Annotated in this window: 24 protein-coding genes; 11 read left to right on the top strand and 13 right to left on the bottom strand. The window is 65.2% G+C overall.

Features of this window, described 5'->3' with window-relative positions; all coding sequences use genetic code 11:
* Positions 1-53: 53 nt before the first annotated feature.
* From VNM24_15400 to VNM24_15365, 8 genes are all read left to right on the top strand, one after another.
* A complete protein-coding gene (locus VNM24_15400; protein ID HWQ39968.1) occupies positions 54-1,013 on the top strand; it encodes a peptidyl-alpha-hydroxyglycine alpha-amidating lyase family protein in 960 nt (319 codons plus the stop codon).
* A gap of 90 nt (positions 1,014-1,103) precedes the next feature.
* On the top strand, positions 1,104-1,925 hold the full coding sequence (locus tag VNM24_15395) for an LEA type 2 family protein (protein HWQ39967.1): 822 nt from the start codon (positions 1,104-1,106) through the stop codon (positions 1,923-1,925).
* Between the two features lie 180 nt (positions 1,926-2,105).
* Entirely contained in the window at positions 2,106-3,560 is a 1,455-nt protein-coding gene (locus VNM24_15390; protein HWQ39966.1) for an amidase, read from the top strand.
* A gap of 133 nt (positions 3,561-3,693) precedes the next feature.
* A complete protein-coding gene (locus tag VNM24_15385; GenBank protein ID HWQ39965.1) occupies positions 3,694-3,918 on the top strand; it encodes a dodecin family protein in 225 nt (74 codons plus the stop codon).
* A 10-nt stretch (positions 3,919-3,928) separates the two neighbouring features.
* Positions 3,929-4,516, top strand: a complete 588-nt coding sequence (locus VNM24_15380; GenBank protein HWQ39964.1) for a hypothetical protein — start codon at positions 3,929-3,931, stop codon at positions 4,514-4,516.
* A 72-nt stretch (positions 4,517-4,588) separates the two neighbouring features.
* The gene (locus VNM24_15375) at positions 4,589-5,317 is read left to right on the top strand and encodes an ABC transporter ATP-binding protein (GenBank protein HWQ39963.1); all 729 of its coding nucleotides are present in this window, start codon (positions 4,589-4,591) and stop codon (positions 5,315-5,317) included.
* 15 nt (positions 5,318-5,332) lie between these two features.
* Positions 5,333-6,595: an ABC transporter permease gene (locus VNM24_15370; protein ID HWQ39962.1), complete on the top strand. Its 1,263-nt coding sequence runs from the start codon at positions 5,333-5,335 to the stop codon at positions 6,593-6,595.
* Positions 6,596-6,608: 13 nt separating this feature from the next.
* Complete coding sequence (locus tag VNM24_15365) at positions 6,609-7,274, top strand: DUF3299 domain-containing protein (GenBank protein HWQ39961.1); 666 nt, start codon at positions 6,609-6,611, stop codon at positions 7,272-7,274.
* Between the two features lie 129 nt (positions 7,275-7,403).
* Here the strand turns inward: VNM24_15365 and VNM24_15360 are convergent, their stop codons facing one another.
* The 3 genes from VNM24_15360 to VNM24_15350 all read right to left on the bottom strand — a co-directional run bounded on the left by VNM24_15360 (position 7,404) and on the right by VNM24_15350 (position 8,814).
* Positions 7,404-7,940 carry a hypothetical protein gene (locus VNM24_15360; GenBank protein HWQ39960.1) on the bottom strand — a complete coding sequence of 179 codons (537 nt, stop codon included), beginning with the start codon at positions 7,938-7,940 and terminating at the stop codon, positions 7,404-7,406.
* A 239-nt stretch (positions 7,941-8,179) separates the two neighbouring features.
* Entirely contained in the window at positions 8,180-8,494 is a 315-nt protein-coding gene (locus VNM24_15355) for a hypothetical protein (GenBank protein ID HWQ39959.1), read from the bottom strand.
* 86 nt (positions 8,495-8,580) lie between these two features.
* Complete coding sequence (locus VNM24_15350) at positions 8,581-8,814, bottom strand: hypothetical protein (protein HWQ39958.1); 234 nt, start codon at positions 8,812-8,814, stop codon at positions 8,581-8,583.
* A gap of 474 nt (positions 8,815-9,288) precedes the next feature.
* Here VNM24_15350 and VNM24_15345 point away from each other — a divergent pair, with 474 nt between their 5' ends.
* The 3 genes from VNM24_15345 to VNM24_15335 all read left to right on the top strand — a co-directional run bounded on the left by VNM24_15345 (position 9,289) and on the right by VNM24_15335 (position 11,688).
* Positions 9,289-9,714 (top strand): OsmC family protein, encoded by a 426-nt coding sequence (locus VNM24_15345; GenBank protein ID HWQ39957.1) that lies wholly within the window; start codon positions 9,289-9,291, stop codon positions 9,712-9,714.
* Between the two features lie 191 nt (positions 9,715-9,905).
* Entirely contained in the window at positions 9,906-11,150 is a 1,245-nt protein-coding gene (locus VNM24_15340; GenBank protein HWQ39956.1) for a hypothetical protein, read from the top strand.
* Between the two features lie 205 nt (positions 11,151-11,355).
* Entirely contained in the window at positions 11,356-11,688 is a 333-nt protein-coding gene (locus VNM24_15335) for a glycine zipper domain-containing protein (GenBank protein ID HWQ39955.1), read from the top strand.
* Positions 11,689-11,759: 71 nt separating this feature from the next.
* On the opposite strand, the gene soxZ is transcribed toward VNM24_15335, so the two are convergent.
* The 10 genes from soxZ to VNM24_15285 all read right to left on the bottom strand — a co-directional run bounded on the left by soxZ (position 11,760) and on the right by VNM24_15285 (position 20,747).
* A complete protein-coding gene (gene soxZ, locus VNM24_15330; protein ID HWQ39954.1) occupies positions 11,760-12,089 on the bottom strand; it encodes a thiosulfate oxidation carrier complex protein SoxZ in 330 nt (109 codons plus the stop codon).
* Complete coding sequence (locus VNM24_15325; GenBank protein HWQ39953.1) at positions 12,086-12,562, bottom strand: thiosulfate oxidation carrier protein SoxY; 477 nt, start codon at positions 12,560-12,562, stop codon at positions 12,086-12,088. Before VNM24_15325 ends, soxZ begins: the two co-directional genes overlap by 4 nt.
* Before the next feature lie 43 nt (positions 12,563-12,605).
* Positions 12,606-14,762 carry a molybdopterin cofactor-binding domain-containing protein gene (locus VNM24_15320; protein HWQ39952.1) on the bottom strand — a complete coding sequence of 719 codons (2,157 nt, stop codon included), beginning with the start codon at positions 14,760-14,762 and terminating at the stop codon, positions 12,606-12,608.
* A gap of 12 nt (positions 14,763-14,774) precedes the next feature.
* Positions 14,775-15,224 (bottom strand): (2Fe-2S)-binding protein, encoded by a 450-nt coding sequence (locus VNM24_15315; protein ID HWQ39951.1) that lies wholly within the window; start codon positions 15,222-15,224, stop codon positions 14,775-14,777.
* A gap of 422 nt (positions 15,225-15,646) precedes the next feature.
* Entirely contained in the window at positions 15,647-16,144 is a 498-nt protein-coding gene (locus VNM24_15310; protein HWQ39950.1) for an arsenate reductase ArsC, read from the bottom strand.
* Positions 16,145-16,152: 8 nt separating this feature from the next.
* Positions 16,153-16,650 carry an ArsI/CadI family heavy metal resistance metalloenzyme gene (locus tag VNM24_15305; protein ID HWQ39949.1) on the bottom strand — a complete coding sequence of 166 codons (498 nt, stop codon included), beginning with the start codon at positions 16,648-16,650 and terminating at the stop codon, positions 16,153-16,155.
* Entirely contained in the window at positions 16,647-16,988 is a 342-nt protein-coding gene (locus VNM24_15300) for a metalloregulator ArsR/SmtB family transcription factor (protein HWQ39948.1), read from the bottom strand. The genes VNM24_15305 and VNM24_15300 overlap by 4 nt, the downstream gene beginning before the upstream one ends.
* Before the next feature lie 73 nt (positions 16,989-17,061).
* The gene (mobB, locus tag VNM24_15295) at positions 17,062-17,631 is read right to left on the bottom strand and encodes a molybdopterin-guanine dinucleotide biosynthesis protein B (GenBank protein ID HWQ39947.1); all 570 of its coding nucleotides are present in this window, start codon (positions 17,629-17,631) and stop codon (positions 17,062-17,064) included.
* Between the two features lie 103 nt (positions 17,632-17,734).
* Positions 17,735-20,212, bottom strand: a complete 2,478-nt coding sequence (locus VNM24_15290) for an arsenate reductase (azurin) large subunit (protein HWQ39946.1) — start codon at positions 20,210-20,212, stop codon at positions 17,735-17,737.
* Positions 20,213-20,231: 19 nt separating this feature from the next.
* Positions 20,232-20,747 carry an arsenate reductase (azurin) small subunit gene (locus tag VNM24_15285; protein HWQ39945.1) on the bottom strand — a complete coding sequence of 172 codons (516 nt, stop codon included), beginning with the start codon at positions 20,745-20,747 and terminating at the stop codon, positions 20,232-20,234.
* Between the last annotated feature and the right edge of the window lie 128 nt (positions 20,748-20,875).

The raw sequence follows: 20,875 nt of genomic DNA, 5'->3' as shown, positions 1-20,875 counted from the left end.
TGAAAGCATCGGTCTTGCCGGCCCGGAGCAGACCAGAGGAGCAGACGGGAACCATGCATACCATTCTTGGCAGCGGCGAATTCCGCTATCGGGTGGTGGAAGACTGGGCAAAACTCCCCGACGGCTGGAGCATGCCCGACGTCGCCGCCGTAGCGGTGGACTCCAGGGACCGGGTCTATCTCTTCAACCGCGGGGAGCACCCGATGATCGTCCTGGACCGCGACGGCAACTTCCTTCGCTCATGGGGCGAAGGCTTGTTCAGCCGCGCGCATGGCCTGCACATCGGACCGGACGAGACGCTGTACTGCACCGACGACGGCGATCACACCGTGCGCAAGTGCACGCCGGAAGGCAAGGTGTTGCTGCAGATCGGCATTCCCGGCAAGCCGTCGGCCTACATGAGCGGCGAGCCGTTCCATCGCTGCACGCATACCGCGCTTTCGCCGCGCGGAGATATCTACATCTCGGACGGCTACGGTAACGCGCGGGTCCACAAGTTCTCTCCCGACGGCAAGCTGCTGCTCTCCTGGGGCGAACCGGGCACGGACCCCGGCCAGTTCAACCTTCCGCACAACATCGGTTGCGACGCCGACGGCTGGGTCTACGTCGCCGACCGCGAGAACCACCGCGTGCAGGTATTCAACGGCGACGGAAAATACGAGGCGCAATGGAACAACCTGCACCGGCCGTGCGCGCTGTACGTCGAAGCGCAGCGCCGCCCGCTGTGTTACATCGGCGAGCTGGGGCCGGGCCTTGCGGTCAACCGGGATGTGCCCAATCTCGGTCCGCGCATCAGCATCGTGACGCACGAAGGGAAACTGCTGGCCCGCCTCGGTACTCCGGTCGCCGGCCTGCGCGCCGACCAGTTTATCGCCCCCCACGGCCTGGCCATCGATTCACGCGGCGACCTGTACGTGGGCGAAGTCTCTTACACCGCCTGGCCGCAGCTCTATCCGGAACTGGAGCGCCCGCGTCCCCTGCGCAGCATCCGCAAACTGGTACGGGCGCACTGACCTGAAAGGGCAAATGCACCGTTGCGCTACGATGCAGGCATCCTCCATCCTGGCCCCGCCGCCATGAACCGTCTTGCCGGAGCGAACCTGTTGGCCCTCCTCGCGGTCCTGATCCCGGGCTGCGAGACCATTCAGACCGCGGTCGAAACCGCCCCCAAGCCGAGCGCCCGCGTGGTGGGCGCGAACCTGCGCGATCTGACTCTGGAGAAGGTGGACTTCGTTTTCGACGTCGAGGTATCGAATCCCTATGCCGTGGGCCTGCCGCTCGCCGGTCTGTCCTATTCGATCAGCAGTGGCGGGCGCACCGTCGTTCAAGGCAGCGCCCAGCCGCGTGAATCGGTTCCGGCGCGCCGATCACAAGTGATCGCGCTGCCTGCCTCCCTGCAGTTCGCCTCGCTCGCGAGAACGCTTGGCGGGGTGCGCCCCGGCTCGGTCATTCCCTACCGCGCCGACCTCACGCTCTCCGTGAACGCCCCGGTGCTGGGACGCATCGATCTGCCGCTGTCCGAGAGCGGCGAGCTGCCGATCCCGGCGGTGCCAGACATTTCCCTGGTCTCCTTCGACGTGACCCGCATGAGCCTCGATCAGGTCAAGGCCAACGCCAGAATCACGCTGAGGAACACGAACCAGTTCGCGATCGACCTTTCCAAGGTTGCCCTCAGCGTCTCGCTGGGCGAAGCCGAAGTGGGACGAAGCAGCTTCTCCAACAACATGAAGCTCGCCCCCGGGCAGTCGGCGACCATCTACCTTCCGCTTACCTTCTCGCCACGCGTGCTCGGCACGGGCGTGCTGGCGCTGCTGCGCGGCGATAAGACGCCCTACAGCCTGTCCGGCTCGCTCGAAACCGGTACACCGTTCGGCCCGCTCGCCTTGCCGTTGAAGGCCGGCGGCAGCGCCCCCATCGCGAAGTGAACGCAACTTGAATCGAAGCACGGAGGACACGGACAAGAGCAGGAAGGAAACGTATACAGCGAGTACAGCAAGCAGGCCGTGCCGACGAAGCCTCATCGCCAGGTCATCATTGTCTCGTTTGCTCCCGCTTCTCCTACGCGCCCTCCGTGTCCGTGGTTCAAAGTTCTTCAGGGTCTGCTCATGAATGCGTCGATTCCATTCCTGCCGGCGACCAGACTGGCGGCGCTGATTCGCCGCAAGAAGATCGGTTGCGTGGAGCTGCTCGAGCGCTATCTGGAACGCGTCGCGCGGCTCAATCCGAAGATCAACGCCATCGTGGTGCTCGACGAAAAGCGCGCTCGCGAACGCGCGCGCAAAGCCGATCGCGCGGCCGCCAGGAACGACTGGTGGGGGCCATTGCACGGCGTGCCCATGACGGTCAAGGAATCCTTCGACGTCGAGGGCCTGGTCACCTGCTGGGGCCGCCCGGACATGACCGGCAACGTGGCAAAGCGCCACGCGCTCGCGGTGCACCGGCTGCTGGGCGCGGGCGCGGTGATCTTCGGCAAGACCAACGTGCCGTTGATGCTGGCCGACTGGCAAAGCTTCAATCCGGTCTACGGCACGACGAGCAACCCGTGGGATCCCGCGCGCACGCCGGGTGGTTCTTCCGGCGGCGCCGCGGCGGCGCTGGCCGCCGGACTGACCGGCCTCGAGCTGGGCAGCGACATCGCCGCCTCGATCCGCAATCCGGCGCACTATTGCGGGGTGTTCGGCCACAAGCCCACGTTCGAGCTGTGCCCGATCCGCGGACACAACCTCCCGCCGAACCTCGCCACGCGCGACATGATGGTCATCGGGCCGCTCGCGCGCAGCGCGCAGGACCTGGAAATCGCCCTTCGTATCCTGGCCCAGCCGGACGAGCTGGAGGCGCGCGGCATCCGCGTCGCGCTCGCCAAGCCGAAGGCCGCGATCCGACAGCTCAGGATCGCGCTGCTCACCAACGCCGCCACCGCCGAGGTCGACGATTCGGTGCAGGCACAGGTGGCGGCTGCGGCGGACTGCTTCGCGCGGGCCGGCGCCAAAGTGAGCGAAAGGGCCCGGCCAGACATCGACCTGGAGGAAGCGCATCGGGTGTTCATCTACCTGCTGCGCAGCGCAACCTGCGCCGCGCTGACCGAAGAGCAGTTCGATCGTCACAAGACGTTGGCCGCGACCCTCGCGCCGGACGACGACAGCTATCCAGCGTGGATGGCCCGCGCGAACACCATGACGCATCGCGAATGGCATCACTGGAACGAGAAGCGCGCGCTGCTGCGGCAAAAATGGGCGGAGTTCTTCCGCGAGTGGGACTTGCTGCTGTGTCCCGCGGCGGCCAGCGCCGCCTTCCCGCACAACCAGAAGGGCGAGCGCTGGGAGCGGATGATCACGGTGAACGGCAAGCCGCAGCCTTCGACGACCCAGATGTTCTGGGCCGGTTATTCCGGGCTGGCGTATTTGCCCTCTACGGTCGCGCCCGCAGGGTTCACCGCGGATGGCCTGCCGGTCGGGGTCCAGATCGTCGGGCCGCAGTATGCAGACCTGAGCTGCATTGCGGCGGCCAAATTCCTCGAGCGCGAACATCAGGGCTTCGTCGCCCCGCCGCCGTTCGAGTGAAATCGCCTCGAATCGTCGACACGGTCCGGGCGCATACAAGTCCGCCCGCCTCGGCGTACCATTGACCGACTGGGTGACGGAAGCGGGCCTTTCTGAAACGGCAGGACTCACCGAAAGCGAGGAGGAGAGCGTCATGGCAAAAGACAAGTCGGGCGAAGCGGTCTATCGAATCATCGAAGTCGTGGGCACGAGCACCAAGTCCTGGGAAGACGCGGCGATGAACGCCGTGGACACCGCCGCCAAGTCGCTGCGCGACCTGCGCATCGCGGAAGTGGTCAAGATGGACATGAAAGTCGACGGCGGGCGCGTCGTTGCCTACCGTACCCGGGTGTTGCTGTCGTTCAAGTACGAAGGTTGACGTCTGAACGATGCACAGGCGCGGGCGGGGGCCGGATCGGTTGCGCGGCTTGTTGGGCGCGTTGTTCTGGGTGTCGGGAACAGGAGCCGCAGCCGAAATCGTCATCGAGAACACCGCTATCGAGAAGACGCTGATGCAGCAGTTGTTCGTGGACGCGGGCCGCTATCATCTCGTGGCCGGCACGCGGTGCCAATACGCCTACCTGACCGCGCCCAGCATCGCGATCTCGCGCGGTCGGATCAGTCTGACCAGCCGGCTTACGGGTCGTCTCGGGATCGAGGTCGGCGGTCAGTGCTCCGGAGTGAGCGATGCCTTCGACGTGACGCTCTCCGGGCAGCCCTACTTTTCGGGCGAACGCCTGGGCCTGAAAGACTTGCGCATCGACGAAGTGTCCAATCCGCTCTACAAGCCGATGCTGCAAGCGCTCCTGACCCAGGCGCTGCCGCGGGCCATCGACATCAATCTGCGCGAAGGGGTTCAGAAGGTGCTGGCGGGCCAGGGTTACGACGTGGTGGTCAACCGGCTGTCAGTCACGGATCTCGTCTCCGACGGCAACCGTGTGCGGGCAAAGCTCGACTTCGCGGTCTCCGCTCGCTGACTTCGCACCCAGGCCCGGAACGAAACCGCAGGGCGCTTCGCCGATACAGCATGACGCATCGGGAATATTGAGATGTCCGTCGCGAGGGTCGGGGCCGAAACCGTGGTCGACATCGCGGACCTGCGCTTCGCCTGGTCGGGTGATGCGCCGCCGGTCGTGGACATCGAGCGGCTGAGGGTGGCGGCGGGAGAACGGGTGTTCCTGCGCGGGCCCAGCGGCAGCGGCAAATCCACGCTGCTCAGCCTGATCGCCGGAGTCGCGACGCCGCGCGAAGGCAGCGTGCGCGTGCTCGGGCAGGACATCGGACGTCTTTCCGGGCCCGCGCGCGACCGGTTCCGCGCCGACCACATCGGCTTCATTTTCCAGCTCTTCAACCTGATCCCCTATCTGTCCGTCATCGAGAACGTGTGCCTTCCGTGCGGCTTCTCGCGGAGGCGAGCGGCGCGCGCGATCGGGGAGGCCGGCAGCGTGCGCGCCGAAGCGCTGCGCCTGCTCGATCGCCTGGACATGGGGACGGAGCTGTTGCGGCGGCCGGTCACCAAACTCAGCGTCGGTCAACAGCAGCGAGTAGCCGCCGCCAGGGCGCTGATCGGAGCGCCCGAGCTGGTGATCGCCGACGAGCCGACTTCTTCGCTCGATGCGGACCGGCGTGCGGCGTTTCTGGACCTGCTGTTCGGCGAGTGCGCCCGCGAGCGGGCTGCACTGATTTTCGTCAGCCACGACGCGGCGCTCGCGCCGCGCTTCGACCGCGTGATCGAGTTCGCCCAGATCAACCGCGCCGCTGGACGCCTGGCGGCATAGCAGCCGGTCGTCCCCATGATCTTTGCACTCGCCCTGAAAAGCCTGCGCAACCGCACGGCGACTGCGGGGCTGACTGTGTTGTCGATCGCCCTGGCCGTGATGCTGCTACTCGGCGTGGAGCGCATCCGCACCGAGTCCAGGGAGGGCTTCGCCGCCACGATCTCGGGCACCGACCTGATCGTAGGAGCGCGCACGAGTCCCGCGCATCTGCTGCTGTACTCGGTGTTTCGCATTGGCAATCCCACCAACAACCTGCGCTGGGCGAGTTACCGCGCCATCGCGCAGCGGCGGGAAGTCGCCTGGACCATTCCACTGTCCCTGGGCGACTCGCACCGGGGATTCCGCGTACTGGGAACGACCGCGGACTATTTCGCGCACTACCGCTTCTCGCGCGGCAGGCGCCTGGAACTGGCCAGTGGACGGGTTTTCGAGAAGACGCACGACGCCGTGCTGGGCGCCGAGGTGGCCGAGAAGCTGAACTACAAGGTGGGCGACAGGCTCGTGATCGCCCATGGCGCGGGCGAGGTCAGCTTCTCGCTGCACGAGGAACAGCCCTTCGAGATCGTGGGGGTGCTCGCGCGCACCGGTACGCCGGTCGACCGCACCGTTCACGTCACGCTCGATGGGCTCGATGCCTTGCACGCAAAGGAGCAAGAGGCCGCCGATGCGCTCGCCGAGCTGTTGCAGGGCGCGCCAAACGAGCATCGGGCCGGCGTCGGCAGCGCGCACACGATCAGCGCGTTCCTGGTGGGGTTGAAGTCGCGGCCGGCCGCGCTGGCGATGCAGCGGGTGATCAACGAATATCCCGGTGAGCCGCTCACCGCCATTCTGCCCGGCGTCACGCTGCAGGAGATTTGGGAGATTGCGGGCGCCATCGAGAAGACGCTGTTCGCGGTCTCTGCGCTGGTCCTGGTCGTGGGGCTTGCCGGGATGCTGGTCGCGCTGCTCACCAGCCTTGCTGAGCGTCGGCGCGAGATGGCGATCCTGCGCTCGGTGGGCGCTCGACCGGCGCACGTCTTCGGCCTGATGCTGGGGGAAGCCGCCTTCCTGACTTTGCTGGGGATCGCGGTCGGCCTGGCGGCCCTGTATCTCGCACTGCTCGCCGGCCGCCCCTGGCTGGAGTCGCGGCTGGGCCTGTTCCTCACCGTGGGCCCACCCTCGACCCATGAGTTCGGTCTTATGATTGTCGTCGCGATGGCGGGACTGGTGATCGGTCTGCTTCCCGCCTACCGGATCTACCGTTACTCGCTCGCCGACGGAATGACCATTCGGATCTAGCCCAGCACACGCGATGTCCATGAACGACCACGCGCGCGTTTTCCTGACCGTGCTTCTCTCCCTGATCGCCTGTTCCGTCCTCGCGGGCGCGCCCCGCGAGCTGCAATGGAAGGATCTGGTGCCGAAGATCTCGCCCGATCATCCGTTCGCACGACTCACGCGTCATCAGGTGCTGCAGCTGCACGACATCGCCGAGGTCCGCGACCGGCTGGCGCGCGGCGAAAAGGTCGGAGCGATCGAGCAGCAGGACGCGGAAGCGGCCACGCGCAAGCTCAAGGAAGCCGGAATCGACGTGGAAGGGCTGCTGGCCAAACGCGCGCAGCTCGCCGCGGAATCGCAACTGCGGGCGCAGTCGCCGGAACCATCGCTCAACGGCCAGCTCGTGCGGCTGCCGGGCTATCTTCTGCCCCTGGAATTCTCCGGAAAGGAGATTACCGAGTTCCTTCTGGTGCCCTGGGTCGGCGCCTGCATCCATACCCCGCCTCCCCCGCCCAATCAGATCGTGCACGTGAAATCGGACAAGCCCGTGGCCAACGTCTCCCTGTTCGCGCCAATCTGGGTCACCGGCCGCATGGCCACCGGCGCCATCAAGAAATCGCTCTATCTGGTGGACGGATCATCCGACGTCAGTATCGCTTACTCGATGCAGGCGACTTCCGTCGAGCCCTACAAGCAATGAGCGAGGCGGCAACCGATGGCGGGCAACAGGGAGCGCGCATCGCGCGCGACGGCAGCAGCAAAAAGGCCGCCTCGCTGCCCTGGGCTGATCGCTTCCCCGCCGCCAGGCGCCCTTCGCCTTGGCTCGCCGTTACTCGAAGGCGGGCAGTGCGAGGGTCAGCTGCCCGGACGGGTGTTCATGCGGCGCGGGCTTGTTCATGACCGCGCGCATGCGCAGCGAATCGACCCCCTTCTCGTTCACCTCGACTCGCAAAGACGCGAAAGTCCTGAACCGCAGCTCAGGCGAGTACCAGATGGTCATCGCCTCGCCGTCGCCCGTGGCCCGGACGTCGACCACCATGTAGCGGTTGCTGAGCTGGTTCCATTGGTTCTTCAGCGTGGCGAAGGAAGCGGTAATCATCGGTTGGCCGTCCAGCTCCAGCGTCACCAGGGTATCGTCGCTGCTGCCCCCACGCTTGACGATCTCCGCTGCGTGGAAATAACCCATGCCGAGAATGTTCATGGAGGCCGTTTGCCCCGGGGCGGTCGCTCCGACCTCGCGTTCGAGGGTGACAGCCTCGCCCCGAAGATCTCCTTCCACACAGGCGGCCGCGATCGTAGCGGCGAGCCAGACGCCCACCGCAACGAGGGCGGAAACGAAAGAAGTCGAAAGCACTCGCACAGTCATTTCGATGCGCTTCGGATCGATACCAAAAAAGTGTACACCCGCTAGCGCTCATGCTGCGCGAGTGCTACCACGATCCTCGGGAATCCTGACAGTTTCCTGAGATAGATAGAGCCGCCACCCGGCCTGCACGGGTGGCCGGTCGAACTTTCGATGGCAACAGCCCCACCGCGGCGAGCTGCAAGTTCAGCTCCCCTGCACAACGCACGGCGGCCAGGCCGCTCCCTCCGCCGCCCTTGCGCCTAGTCTTCTTCGCGCCTGCGCCGCGCCACGCGGAAGAACCGCTCCGGATCGTTCTCCAGCACGAGCTTCTGAGCCAGCAGCTGATCGGAAAGCGGCAGCAAGCCTTCCGGTGCCGCGCAGTAGAGAATGCCGCTCTCCGTATCCTGGACGTTGAACATCGTCCGGGGCAACACGCGAAAGCGGCCCCACCCAGGCACCTGAACCGTGAAGCAGCCTTGACGCTCGAATTCGTCCCGCTGCTCGGGCGTGAGACAACGCAGCAGCAACTGCCTTGCGCGAACCTCGGCGGAAAGACGGGGTGCGAGTGCTTCCATCGAGCTATCCAGCACCGCTGCCCAGCACTGTGTTCACACCGGGTCGCACGTCGCGCGGAACCCCGGCGGCGGCGAAAGGCGTGTACTTACCCACCGACGATCCGCGGAACGAGGACGGTCTCGTCTTCGACCTGCGAAAACTGGGTCAGCTTGCGATCGGGTTTGCCCTCGCCGCGGTTCACGCTGAACGCCACCGCGCCCGCCGCAAGGCTCGTCTCGAACAGGCGTTGCGCCTCGGCGCGAGCCTGGGCCATCGCCTCGCTGTCGTCGAAGTAGATCGATCGATCGCCCGAAGAATCCAAAAAACGAAGCACTTTCATTGTCTTTCCTCCTCAGTACATCACGCCGAGCGGTTGCCAATCCGGAGAGAGCAACTGACGCACCCCGGCACATCGGACCATGGACGATCTTGGCAAATCGATCGCGCAGACAGTGGTTCGCGTTGCCGACGGAAAGTTCGACGAGCACCCGGCACGCACCCGCATGAACCCGTTCCGTTTCCCCGTGAATTTTGGACTTGGCCGCGCGCGAAATGGTTCGTCGAGACCGAGATCCGCCGGCGGCCCCGATTCATCGTGCGGCCGCCGCGCTCGCCTCTTCTTGCATTCACCCTGTCGCAGCGCGGTTAGCGCGGCGCAGCAACCGACACGGCCGCTGCGGCGTGCTCGCCCACAATCCGCCCGCTAATCTTGCGCCTCGCGCAGTGCGCTGGCAACGGTCCGTGCATAATCGGGGGGAGGGCCGGCATGCGCGCAGCCGCGGCATCGCGTGGCCTCACGACCGAAGGAGCGATCATGAAAAGGACTGGGTCGGCCGTCTGGCAAGGCGGCCTGAAAGACGGCAAGGGAACTCTATCGACCGAAAGCGGCGTGCTGTCGAACGCGCCGTATGGATTCGGGACGCGCTTCGAGAACGAACGCGGAACGAACCCGGAAGAGCTGATCGCGGCGGCGCATGCCGGTTGCTTCTCGATGGCGCTTTCCGCCCAGCTCGGCGAAGCGGGCCTGGTGGCGCAGAGCATTCGCACGACCGCAGCCGTGACGCTGGAGAAGAGCGACGGCGGGTTCTCCATCACCGCCGTTCACCTGGCTCTGACGGCAAAGGTACCCGGCGCGGACCGCCAGGCGTTCGAGACGGCCGCTGACAGGGCCAAAACGGGATGCCCGGTCTCCAAGCTGCTGAACGCCAGGATCACGCTCGAGGCAAGACTCGAGTCCTGAACAGCGCCCGTTGGCCGGTGCTGTCGTCGAACACCGGCGACGTGGCTTTCGCGCGCGCACTCCCATCCGGCATTCGACTTGCTGTGGATGGCTGACCGGCGGCATGCGAACCGGGTTCTTTGCCGGTGCGCATGCTCCAGGAAGCGGTGCGCTCTCGCGCCCGGCTATTCCACGGCCTTCGAGGACGAACGATGAGAAGAGCAAGCTGGCTCAGCGCTATGAGCGACACGGGAGGCGGCCTGTCGGTTCTGGCACCGGGGCTGCGCAGCGCGCTCTCGGACATCGACGACGCCCTGTTCGCGATGTGGGGTCTGGGAGACAACCTGGTGCTGGCCTGGACTCAGGGCGATCGCGCGCTGCAGTTCCTGGCGGTGCGCCACTACGCCATTCCGGAAGCGATTCACGGCACGGGGCACAACCCCGCCGGCGTGGAAAATGCGGTTGCGTTCGTCAACGACCTGCTGTCGGGCTCGAAGTATCTGGAACCCGATCGCTTCGACCGCGCCTGCAAGGCGCTCGGCGCGCAGCCGCGTTCAGTGCCGGTCGGTTTTCGCATCGGCGTCGACGTGCCGCCTGCGCTGATCAGCGAGCTGGTACGGCGCTACAGTGCGTCGCTGGTGCGCGGCAGAGCGGTCATGCTGCTCGACGCGGTGGAGTTCTCGCTGCAACCGCCGCTCGATCAGATGGCGATGCTGAACAGTCTGTCCTACTCGGTGAATTCCGCCTACCAGCAGCTGCTGTCGAAGGACATTCACGTGAACTTCGCTCGCACCACTACCGGCGACGGATTCTACATCTGGAACCGGGAACCGGGTCCGGCCGGCAACGTGGCGTTATACAAGCTCATGATGATGATCCTGGCCGATAACGCGATCGCGCAGCGCAAGGCGAGCAGCGCCTGGGTGCCGCGCCTGCGCGCGGCGTTCCACATCGGCGAGCACTACGAGTTCCATCAAGTGGACGGGCTGAACCCGACCACATTCAGCTACATCGTCGGGCAGGTGACCATCGACCTTTCACGCATGATCGAGAAGGCGCTGCCGGGTCAGATTCTGCTGGGCGACTTCGAAACCGGTGACCACGGCAAGCCCGGGCCGGGCCGCCACGACACGCTGGATTTCGTCGAGAGAACCGCGGCAACGCTCGAACAACTGAAGGGCCTGGCGGTGTCCGGCGGGCACATCGAGCAGATTCGCTGTTACCTGACCGGCAAGAGCCTGGGGGGCGGGCGCTATCTGGTGAACCGCTATCACATCCGGGACAAGCACGGCACGACCCGCGTCGTCTACAACGCCAAGATCAATATCCATCGCGACAACGCCGAGCCCATCTACCTGGGGATCCAGAGCGATGATCTCTGGGCATTTGCCTCAACGAAGGTCGAGGCCGTGAACCGCGATGCTTCGGAGACCGGCTCGTTCTTCATCAAGCCCTGAGTCGCCCCTCCCACCCCGGCCGGGAGACCTTTGCCAATGCCTGAAGATCGGACGGCAGAAGGCGTACTGCGTCGTGTTCTTCGCGTCGCCTCCGGGCGACAATCGGGAATTCTTCACGCCTGCCCGGTGACTTGGTGCGCACCGATCACCGGCACATCTCTTGCATCGACATCCTGCGCGGTCAGTCACGTTAGAGAGGACAACGATGAAACGGCAATTGCTGGTAAGCGCAGTGCTCGGACTGGGTCTGTCGGCCTCTGTCCTCGCGGGAGAGATCGACAAGGGAGCGGTGGTCGGAGGCGCCATCGGCGGCGGCGCCGGCGCGGCGGTCGGCTCTGCGATCGGCGGGCGGGACGGGGCGATCATCGGCGGTGCGATTGGCGGCGCAACCGGCGCGGCCATCGGCTCGAGCACCACCGACAAGTCCGCCAAGACCCAGACCGTCGTCGTCAAGGAGACAGTGGTCGTGCGCGAGCCGGCGGGTGGCCCTCCGGGCCATGCCCGAGGCAAGAAGAAGGGCTGGAAGAAGCACGACTGAGCCGCAGGTCTTCAGCGCCTGAAAAAAGTCCGCGATGACGCGGACTTTTTTTCTCGCGCAGCCGGTGACAGCTACGCGACCTCGATGTCCACCGCATGCGTCACCCGGCCGCCCTGATCGTCGGTCCAGGTGAATACCAGTTGCCCCGACTCGGTCGCGACCGCGTGGAAAAGGAAATAGGGATTGGTCGACACCGCCGGATGCAGTCGCACCCGGAAGATTTCCCGACCGTTGTAAGTGCAGGTGAACGACTCCACGATGTGCCGCGGGATCGTGCGTCCGACATTGTCGACGCGAAAGCCCGACTCCATCGGATGCTCGACCATGGCGCGGATCTCGATGACCTCGCCCCGGCTCGCGCGTTCCGGCACGCGCACGCGCGCCGCTCCCAGCTTGCTCATCCGCAGCTCGACACGGTCACTTCAATGTCGAACGCCGCCGACCAGACGCTCTCGTCGCTCATGACGGCCGCCGCGACGACACGCTGGGAGGTCACGAGGCGGATACGGGAGGCCACGCGGGCCCGGCCGTTGGAAGGACCCAGCCGGGCCTCGAAGATCCGGGGCAGATGGTTCCTTTCGGCAAAGAGGTGAATGCTCTTCACGTGGTCGCGCTCGGTCATCGGACTGTCCACGCTGATCGTGACCGGTACCACGTTTCCGCTCTCGGCCAGCTTGGGCAGCTCCAGCGTCACCTTGCCCGGAAGAATGGCGCGGTCGCCGAACGTTTCGCGCAGCGCGGTCTGCAAAGCCTCGGGTGTGGCAGCCAGCGGGCGCACCAACAGCACAGTAGCGCCAGCCGCCAGCGCGCCCAAGGCGCGCCGGCGGGTAAAACCGTGAGAGTCGTGACTGCCGAAAGTACCCTTCGCTTTCACCTCTCAAGGCCCTGCACAGTCACCACTTCACGCACTCAGTGTCTTACGTGGCGTAGCTGAACCCGTGATGCCTGAGCGGCAGCGAGCGCACGCGCTTGCCGGTGGCGGCATGGATCGCGTTGCACAACGCGGGGATGACGGCGCCGATCGGCGGTTCGCCCACCCCGCCCCAGAAGCCGCCCGAAGGCACGAGCACGGCCTCGATCTTCGGCGGAGTTTCGGCCAGCCGCAGCACCGGATAGTCCGAGAAATTGCTCTGCACCACCCGCCCGTCCTGGATCGTGATTTCCTCGTACATCGCGGAGCTCAAGCCCCAGACCACGCCCCCCTCGACCTGCGCGATCACCGCGTCGCGGTGGCACACATAGCCGCAGTCGATCGCCACGATCACGCGCTGCACGTCGATGGCGTTGCCGTTCATCGCGATCTCGACCACCGAGGCGGTGAAGCTGCCGTAGGAATCGACCACCGCGATGCCGCGATGCACGCCCTTCGCGGGCGGCCGGTCCCAGTTGGCGGCCTTGGCTACCGCATCCAGCACGGCCAGGTCCTTCGTGCCTTGCAGCAAAGGCCGCCGGAACTGGTACGGATCCTTGCCCGCTGCCACCGCCAGCTCGTCGATGAAGCACTCGCGTGCCAACGGATTGTTGGTATGCGCCACCGCACGCCAGAACCCCGGCGGCACGTGAGGATTGCGCATCGCGTACTCGTTGAGGAAGTTGGGCACCGCGTAGGGGTTGTCCGCGAAACAGCGAGTATTGATCGGATCCACGCCGTCCTTGATCATGGCCGGCCGTACGGTGACGATGATCGACTGGTCGGCCTGCCGCACATGCCAGGCGATCCAGTTGCCGCGTGTGTCCAGCGCCCCACGCAGCTTGATGATGCCCACCGGACGGTAGCGTCCTTGGCGCATGTCCTCCTCGCGCGACCACTGCAGGCGCACCGGCGTACCCGGCAGCGCCATCGCGATCTTGACCGCCTGCTTGGTGTATTCTTGGTGCGGTCCACGCCGGCCGAAGCCGCCGCCCGCGTGCATCTTGTGCACGTAGACGTTTTCCAGCGGAATGCCGGCGGTCTCGGATGCCGCCGCAATACTCGCTTCACCGTTTTGCGTGCCGACCCACACGTCCAGCCGGTCTTCCCGGTACAGCGCGGTGGCGGTCTGCGGCTCCATCGTCGCGTGGTTCAGATACGGCGTGTAGTACTCCGCTTCGAGCACCTTGGCCGCGCCGGCGAATGCGCCGGCCACGTCGCCGTCCTTGCGCGCCACCGGCACGTCCTCGGCGTCGATACCGGTGCGCAGGAATGCCTTGATCGATTCGCTGGAGACGTTGGCGTTTTCACCCACGTCCCATTGCACCGGCAACGCCTTGAGCGCACGGTCGGCGCGCCACCAGTTGTCCGCCACCACCGCCACCCAGTCATCGCCGGCCACCACGCGCTTGACGCCGCGCATGCCTGTGACCTTGGATTCGTCGTAGCTTTTGAGCTTGCCGCCGAACACCGGACATTGAACGATGGCCGCGTGCAACAGGCCTGGCAGGCGCACGTCTGCCGCATAGACCTGTTTGCCGGTGGTCTTGTCGGGGATGTCGAAACGCGCCGGGGAGGTGCCGATCACCTTCCAGTCTTTCGGGTCCTTCAGCTTCGGATCGGCCGGAACTTCGAGCTTCGAAGCCACCGCGGCGACCTTGCCGAAGGTGGTGCGCTTGCCCGAGGGATGCGTGATGACGCTGTTGGCCACCTTGCACTCGGAAGCCGCCACGCCCCACTGCTGGGCGGCCGCCGCCACCAGCATCTCGCGCGCGGCCGCGCCGGCCTTGCGCACGTACTCCTGCGAGTCGCGGATGCCGCGGCTGCCGCCGGTGGACATGTCCTTGAAGATGCGGTTGCGGCGCACGTGCTCGTTCACGTCCGCATACTCGGGACGCACCTTGCTCCAGTCGCATTCGAGTTCTTCGGCGACCAGTTGCGCAAGCCCGGTGAAGGTGCCCTGCCCCAGCTCGGAGCGGGCGATGCGGATGATCACGGTGTCATCGGGCTGGATCACGATCCAGTGGGTGACCTCGGGCGCCGCGCCGTCGGCGGCCATGGCTGCGCCTGGCAGCCTGAATCCGATCGTGAGCGCTCCGGTGAACGCGGCGCTCTTGATGAGAAACTCGCGACGGCCTTGCGCGAAAGCTTGTCGAGTCGTCATGGCAACCTCCTGTTACGCCGAGCGGGCGGCAAGGTGAATGGCGTCACGCACGCGCGGGTAGGTTCCGCACCGGCAGATATTGGTCACCGCGGCCGCGATGTCCGCGTCGGTCGGTTTCTTCTTCTCCTTGAGCAGCGCCGCCGCCGCCATGATCATGCCGCTCTGGCAATAGCCGCATTGCGGCACCTGAAGCTGTACCCAGGCCCTCTGAACCGGGTGGGACCCGTCTTTGGACAGCCCTTCGATGGTCGTCACCTTCTTGCCGGCGGCCGCGGACACCGGTATGACGCACGAGCGCACGGGCTGCCCATCGAGGTGCACAGTACAGGCACCGCACAACGCGATCCCGCACCCGTATTTCGTTCCGGTCAATCCCAGCTCGTCCCGCAACACCCACAACAGCGGCATCTCGGGTTCGACGTCGACATTGACCTGCTTTCCGTTCACGTTGAGAGTTGGCACGGTTGGCTCCTGTTGTATCAACGGATTGTTCAGACGATCCCGGCGCGCGGACCGGCGAGCGCAGGACGAGATCGACAAGCATAGTCCGTCGGCTGCCGCTGTCCAGATACGAAATCGCACAGGGCCGGGGGACCCCTCACCTTCCGCCCGGGACTCGGCGCTTCGAACAAGCGCTTACTTCGAGCGAACCTTGTGCGTCCGGCGCCGTGGCCCTTAGAACCGGAGGTGCCGCGGCTGGTTCCTTGAAACGCCGCATCGGTGCGGCAAGCGCATGGCTCCATGCGGCTCGGAAGCCGGCTTCGGGGTGCGCCCGCCGGATCCCCGGGATGACCTCCTGCATCGCGGTGCTGCCCGAGGTCCGGGACCGGTGCTGACCACCCGGGGCATGACCGGCCGAGGGATCCAGCCAGCGAGGTGGCAGCTCAGCGCGCGCGCCCGATCTCGCGCAACGCGCCTTGGAGGGCGAGCCGGTCCAGGCTTTCCACCGGCAGGGCGACCAAGAGCTGAACGCGGCGCTGCAGCGTGTCGAATGCTTCCCGGATCACCTTGCGCGCCTGCTCCGGTTGCTCCATGAAACGAGCCGGGTCGGGCACACTCCAATGCGCGGTAACGGGCTGCCCTGGCCATACCGGACACGCTTCCCCGGCCGCCTCGTCGCACACTGTGATCACGCAGTGGAGCATCGGGGCACCGGGCACCGCGAATTCATCCCACGATTTGCTGCGCGCGCCCTCTACCGGGAGGTGCTGCAGTCGAAGGAACTCGGCCACCAGGGGGTTCACCCGCCCCGCAGGATGGCTGCCGGCACTGAACGCGCGAAACCGGCCCTGGCCGGAGCGGTTCAACAGCGCCTCCGCCATGATGCTGCGCGCCGAGTTGCCCGTGCACAGAAACAGGACGTTGAACGTGCGGTCGGCCACGGCTCCCTTCAGCAACAGCGACTGTCCGCTGCGCCTGCAAGCGCAGCCGCGGGCTCGCGCCGCCCCGCGACCCTCACCGTCTGCGGCGCTGGGGCGCAGCACGCACCCTGCTCCGCGCCCGGCTTGCGCTCGGCTCCGTAAGTCGGGGCGCCCTCCAGCGTGTGGAAAGCCTCCCAGGCAATGCCTTGCGGGTCGGTTACCCAGTGCTTGTCCGAGCGCGCATAGCAGCAAGTGGTGTTTTCCTGCGAGAAGATCGCCTGGCCCGCCGCCTCGAGCCGGTCGTGCAGTTCGGTCAGTTCGTTGTCGGACTCGACCTGGATGCCGAGGTGGTCGAGACCGGGCTTGAGACCGCGGGAGGAGATCGCGAAGTTGACCCGCGGGTCCTCCAGCGTCCACTTGGCGTAGTCGGGCTTGAGTACCGAGGGCTGCGCGCCGAACAGCTTCGAGTAGAACCCGACGCTGGCATCCAGATCCGACACTGCGACGTGCACGTGCATGCGTTTCATCGTTTGCTCCTTCGATTCTTTGGTTGTGCGGCGGCGGCCGGCTTGTCGCACGAGGTTCCGCCGCAACAGTTCTCCATCAGATAGGACACCACGGCGTTCATCGACTGGAAGTTCGCCGAGTAGATCAGGTAGCGCCCCTCCTGGCGCGCCGCGATCAGCCCGGCGTGCGCGAGGTCCTTGAGGTGGAAGGACAACGCGTTGGGCGCAAGGTCCAGTTCGCGCGCGATGTCGCCCGCAGCCACGCCCGACGGCCCGGCCTGAACCAGGATCCGAAAGATAGCGAGACGGGTTTCATGCCCGAGCGCGGACAAGGCGCGGGCCGCTTCCATGCTGTCCACGTTTCAACGATACTTGAAACGTTGAAATCTGGCAAGAGGGCAGGCGCGGGCGTAGCGCGGCGCCCACGTGCGATCAGGCCAGGACGTACCTTCTGACGAAGTCGGCGATCTGGCGCGGGTCGTTCAGATCCAGAAGCGGCAGGTCGATATCCAGGCTTTCGTCGCTTGCCACCGCGACGATCGTCGCATTGTTCGGCCAAAGCGGCGCTTTGCCGAGACTCGAACGGAATACCTCGATCTTGGGGATCGGAGAGTCGCGAAACCCCTCCACCAGAACGAGATCGACCGGTTCCATGCGCGAAAGCAGCATGCCGAGATCGGGCTCCGGTTGCCGGCGAAATTCGCGCATCAGCACCCAGCGCTGGTCACCCACCAGCATGACTTCGTTACATCCGGCCTCCCGCATTCGATAGGAGTCCTTGCCCGGCTTGTCGATATCGAAGCCATGATGGGCGTGCTTTATGGCGGAAATGGTGAAGCCATCCAGGATGAGGTGCTCAATGACCTTTTCGAGCAAGCTCGTCTTTCCATTGCCCGATTGCCCGGTAAAGCCGAAAGCCCGTCTTCCCGCGTCGCGCGGCGACACAAGATTCCGCCCTCGCGACAGAGGCAGCGTTTCGAGCGGCAGTTCGTCGATTTTCACGGGACGCTTTCGGACAGTCTCGGTTCAGAGGGTCAACGCAGGCTCGGGGAAGACTGCCACGAGCCTGCGGTGCCACGCCCGAAGCCGGGGACCGCGCGGCTGTTCAGCCGTAACGCCGGCTCTTGAAACTCACCGTGCGCTCGTAGTCTTCCATCGCGCCGATCCGGCGGATGCTCGCCCATGTACCCTTGTAATAGGGAACGATGTTGCGGTCGGTCCACTCGGTCACAACGTCGCCCACCACCCCGTTGTACCAGCCGAACTGCATAAAGGTCTGATCGGTCTTGATGTCGCGCTCGAGATAGGCCATGGCATACGTCGAACCGTAGTCGTTGTACACCTCGACGATATCGCCGGAACTGATCCCGAGCGATTGCGCATCCTTCGGGTTCATCTCGATGATCGCCATTGGGTAGCGATCGCGCACGAAGTGGTCGTACTTGTTGTGGTAACCGGTCTGCCACACCTCGTTGACCCGTCCGTTGTTGATCCAGAAGCGATGCTTGTCCTTCTGCGCCTGCACCGGCTTGGGCAGCCCCGGCCAGGGAGCGGGCAGGAACTTTGCCTTGCCATCGGCCGTGTCGAACTTGTTGTCGGTATAGAGCATCTCGGTGCCGATGAGCCTGCCCTCTCTAAACTCTTTGATGGGGAGCTGGACGCCGTTGTTGCCCGCCTTACGCAGCAACTCGTAGGTGGCCAGATAGCCCGTATTCCCGCCTTGGCTGTCGATCGGTCCAGCCCCTGGCCGACCGGCACGCCGGAAGCCGTCGTTGAAGACGTCCTCTTCCGTTTTCCACTCGAATCCGGAAAAGCGCTTCGCCATTTCGGCGTTTCCCTCCGCCTCATAGAGACGCTTCAGGCTGTTGGCGATGTCGGCGGCAATGAGGCAATCGGGCCTCGCACTGCCGGGCGGATCCATGAAACGCTCCGACAAACGCAGGCGCCGCTCGCCGTTCATCGAGGTGAGGTTCATTTCGCCCGGATGCGCGGCCGGAAGCTGCATGTGTGCCGCGTCCCCGAACATCACCGGGTAGAGATCGATCTGCACGACGTAGAGGCCGCCGTTCCTGGTCGCTTCGTAGATCGCATCCACCAGTTGCTCCGTGGTCGCGCCGCGCGCCTTTGCCATCGCCTCTTTCACGATGTTGCTACGGCGGTGGATCACCTCGCGGTATTCCTCGGCGTTGAGCGTAGTCTGGAAATTGTTGCAGCCCCAGCTGGTGAGCATCTGCCCGCGGCCCTGGATGATCTCCTGATCGACGTAGATCTTCCTGTCCCCAGGATAGGGTGGACGCGCATAGCCCTCCTGATGGCCGCCCATGCGCACGACGCCGGTGCCACGCCGTCCAACATTGTGGGTGGCAAGGACCAGATCGACCAGTGACGACTGGATCAAGTAGTTGTCGTTGCCCCAGATGATCCCCTTCTCGTAGCCGTGCATGGTGCGCTTCATCTGCCCGGGCCCCTTGGGCTTGTATGCCCACTCGGCCGCTTGCCTGAGTTTGGCGACGGGAACACCGGTGATCCGCGAGCATTCATCGAGGCTCATACGGTTGGCTTTCACTGCTTCGTCGAAGCCAACGGTGTGTTTGGTGATAAAGTCCTTGTCGATCCAGCCCTGTTCGACGACGTGCGTGAACAAGCCGTTGAAAAGCGCGATATCCGTACCGGGCTGGATGTCCAGGTGCAGCACGTTCTCCTTGCCGGCGGCCTGCTCGGCCACCGCGACAGTCGGCGTGCGACGGGGATCGACGAAGACAATCTTCCCCGGACCGACGCTCTCGCCCGGAAACCAGTTCTTCTTCTTGTCGACCGTGGCGCCCTGTAGGTTCGGCAGCCAGTGGGCTAGGAAGTAATTGGTCTGGGTCTCGTACTGGTTCGCGCCGATGCCGAACAGGACGTCTGCGACTTCGGCGTCCTCGTAGGCGTTGTTCAACTCGCCAATGCCCATGTCGCGCGTGGCGTGACATTCGGAGTTGTAGGCCGGGCGGTTGTGGATGCGCACCATGGGTGTCTGGAGCGCGGTGAACATGAGCTTGCCCGTGCCCCAGGTGTTCTCGAAGCCGCCGCCCGCGCCGCCGTGGTCGAAACAGTTGAACACCAGGCCATCGGGGCCGTCGTTGTCCAGTATCTTCTTCGTGACGCCGGCGTAGATGGCGAGCGCCTTGTCCCAAGTGGTATCGAGCCACTGGTCGCCTGTGAAGATACGCGGCTCCTTGAGGCGGTGCTGACCCACTCCGGTCGGTGTATACATGTAGTGAGCGAGCATGCCGCCGCGCGTCGACGGAAGGCCCTGGTTCACCGCGCAGTTCCGGTCGGGGATGATCATGATGTTGTAGCGGCGGCCGTCCTCGTCGGTGATGACATTGGTCATGGCGGGGGTCATGACCACCTGCAGCGGCGGGAGCTGTCGGCGAAAGTCCAGCGCGAGCGCATTCTGGTTCGGCGCCCTCCCACCCTCTTGTCCCTCGGGCCACTTGTAGACGTGATAACCGCAGCCCACGATACAGAAGTGGCAGGTCATGTTCGTACGCCGCGCGTTGATTGGCGGCAGTGCGATACGGTCCTTGCGAAGAGCCATCGTTTCCTCCTGTAATCCGTCAGAGCACGTTTGCCTGCCGTCCGTAGATCAGTCCTTCCATTCCCACCGCACTGATGCGCCCGGTCGTTTCGTCGTACTCGAGCGCGACGCGCGGAAGATTCTCGGTCGCCTGCCCGCAGACCATCTGCCCATCCTTCTCGGCGTCGAAGATGCTGTAATGGCACCCGCATTTGAAAACCCGATTCGCAGCGTCATAGCTGACCGGGCAGCCCATGTGTGTGCACAGCGTGCTGTAGGCAACGATGTCGGCCTCCGGGCCCACGCCGCCCGGAACGGATTTGCCGAGTTTGACCACGGCGCAGGGCGAGGCCGCGTCGGGATAGCTGAACGCGACCGGCGTGTTTACCGCCATCCTGTTCGCCACTCCCACGACTTTTCGAGGATAGGGAAGGATGGTCTTGCTGGTATCGGTCGGCGCGGCGTTTGCGCCAGTGGCGACCGTGGCAACCGTGCCTGAGGCGACGGCGCCGGCTCCAAGCTTGAGGAAACTGCGGCGGCTGAGTTGTGCGGACATGACTCCTCCTCGGCAGGAAAATCGCTAATCTTGTTGGGGCGGGGCTTCGCGCTCGCGTGGGCAAATCACGTGCCAGTCGCGTACGTGTTTGTTTAGAAGCGTTTGGTGCGGCGCGTCGGCGCGCCGAG

Source organism: Burkholderiales bacterium, from assembly GCA_035560005.1.
GTDB lineage: Bacteria > Pseudomonadota > Gammaproteobacteria > Burkholderiales > Eutrophovitaceae > DASRFY01.
This window is presented reverse-complemented; position numbering and strand designations above follow the sequence as displayed.

Coding starts and splice junctions, on each gene's coding strand:
- VNM24_15340 (HWQ39956.1), top strand. CDS start 9,906: ATGAGAAGAGCAAGCTGGCTCAGCGCTATGAGCGACACGGGAGGCGGC.
- VNM24_15385 (HWQ39965.1), top strand. CDS start 3,694: ATGGCAAAAGACAAGTCGGGCGAAGCGGTCTATCGAATCATCGAAGTC.
- VNM24_15355 (HWQ39959.1), bottom strand. CDS start 8,494: ATGGAAGCACTCGCACCCCGTCTTTCCGCCGAGGTTCGCGCAAGGCAG.
- VNM24_15365 (HWQ39961.1), top strand. CDS start 6,609: ATGTCCATGAACGACCACGCGCGCGTTTTCCTGACCGTGCTTCTCTCC.
- VNM24_15345 (HWQ39957.1), top strand. CDS start 9,289: ATGAAAAGGACTGGGTCGGCCGTCTGGCAAGGCGGCCTGAAAGACGGC.
- VNM24_15350 (HWQ39958.1), bottom strand. CDS start 8,814: ATGAAAGTGCTTCGTTTTTTGGATTCTTCGGGCGATCGATCGATCTAC.
- soxZ (HWQ39954.1), bottom strand. CDS start 12,089: ATGAGCAAGCTGGGAGCGGCGCGCGTGCGCGTGCCGGAACGCGCGAGC.
- VNM24_15305 (HWQ39949.1), bottom strand. CDS start 16,650: ATGAAACGCATGCACGTGCACGTCGCAGTGTCGGATCTGGATGCCAGC.
- VNM24_15380 (HWQ39964.1), top strand. CDS start 3,929: ATGCACAGGCGCGGGCGGGGGCCGGATCGGTTGCGCGGCTTGTTGGGC.
- VNM24_15285 (HWQ39945.1), bottom strand. CDS start 20,747: ATGTCCGCACAACTCAGCCGCCGCAGTTTCCTCAAGCTTGGAGCCGGC.
- VNM24_15370 (HWQ39962.1), top strand. CDS start 5,333: ATGATCTTTGCACTCGCCCTGAAAAGCCTGCGCAACCGCACGGCGACT.
- VNM24_15400 (HWQ39968.1), top strand. CDS start 54: ATGCATACCATTCTTGGCAGCGGCGAATTCCGCTATCGGGTGGTGGAA.
- VNM24_15360 (HWQ39960.1), bottom strand. CDS start 7,940: ATGACTGTGCGAGTGCTTTCGACTTCTTTCGTTTCCGCCCTCGTTGCG.
- VNM24_15390 (HWQ39966.1), top strand. CDS start 2,106: ATGAATGCGTCGATTCCATTCCTGCCGGCGACCAGACTGGCGGCGCTG.
- VNM24_15375 (HWQ39963.1), top strand. CDS start 4,589: ATGTCCGTCGCGAGGGTCGGGGCCGAAACCGTGGTCGACATCGCGGAC.
- VNM24_15335 (HWQ39955.1), top strand. CDS start 11,356: ATGAAACGGCAATTGCTGGTAAGCGCAGTGCTCGGACTGGGTCTGTCG.
- VNM24_15290 (HWQ39946.1), bottom strand. CDS start 20,212: ATGGCTCTTCGCAAGGACCGTATCGCACTGCCGCCAATCAACGCGCGG.
- VNM24_15320 (HWQ39952.1), bottom strand. CDS start 14,762: ATGACGACTCGACAAGCTTTCGCGCAAGGCCGTCGCGAGTTTCTCATC.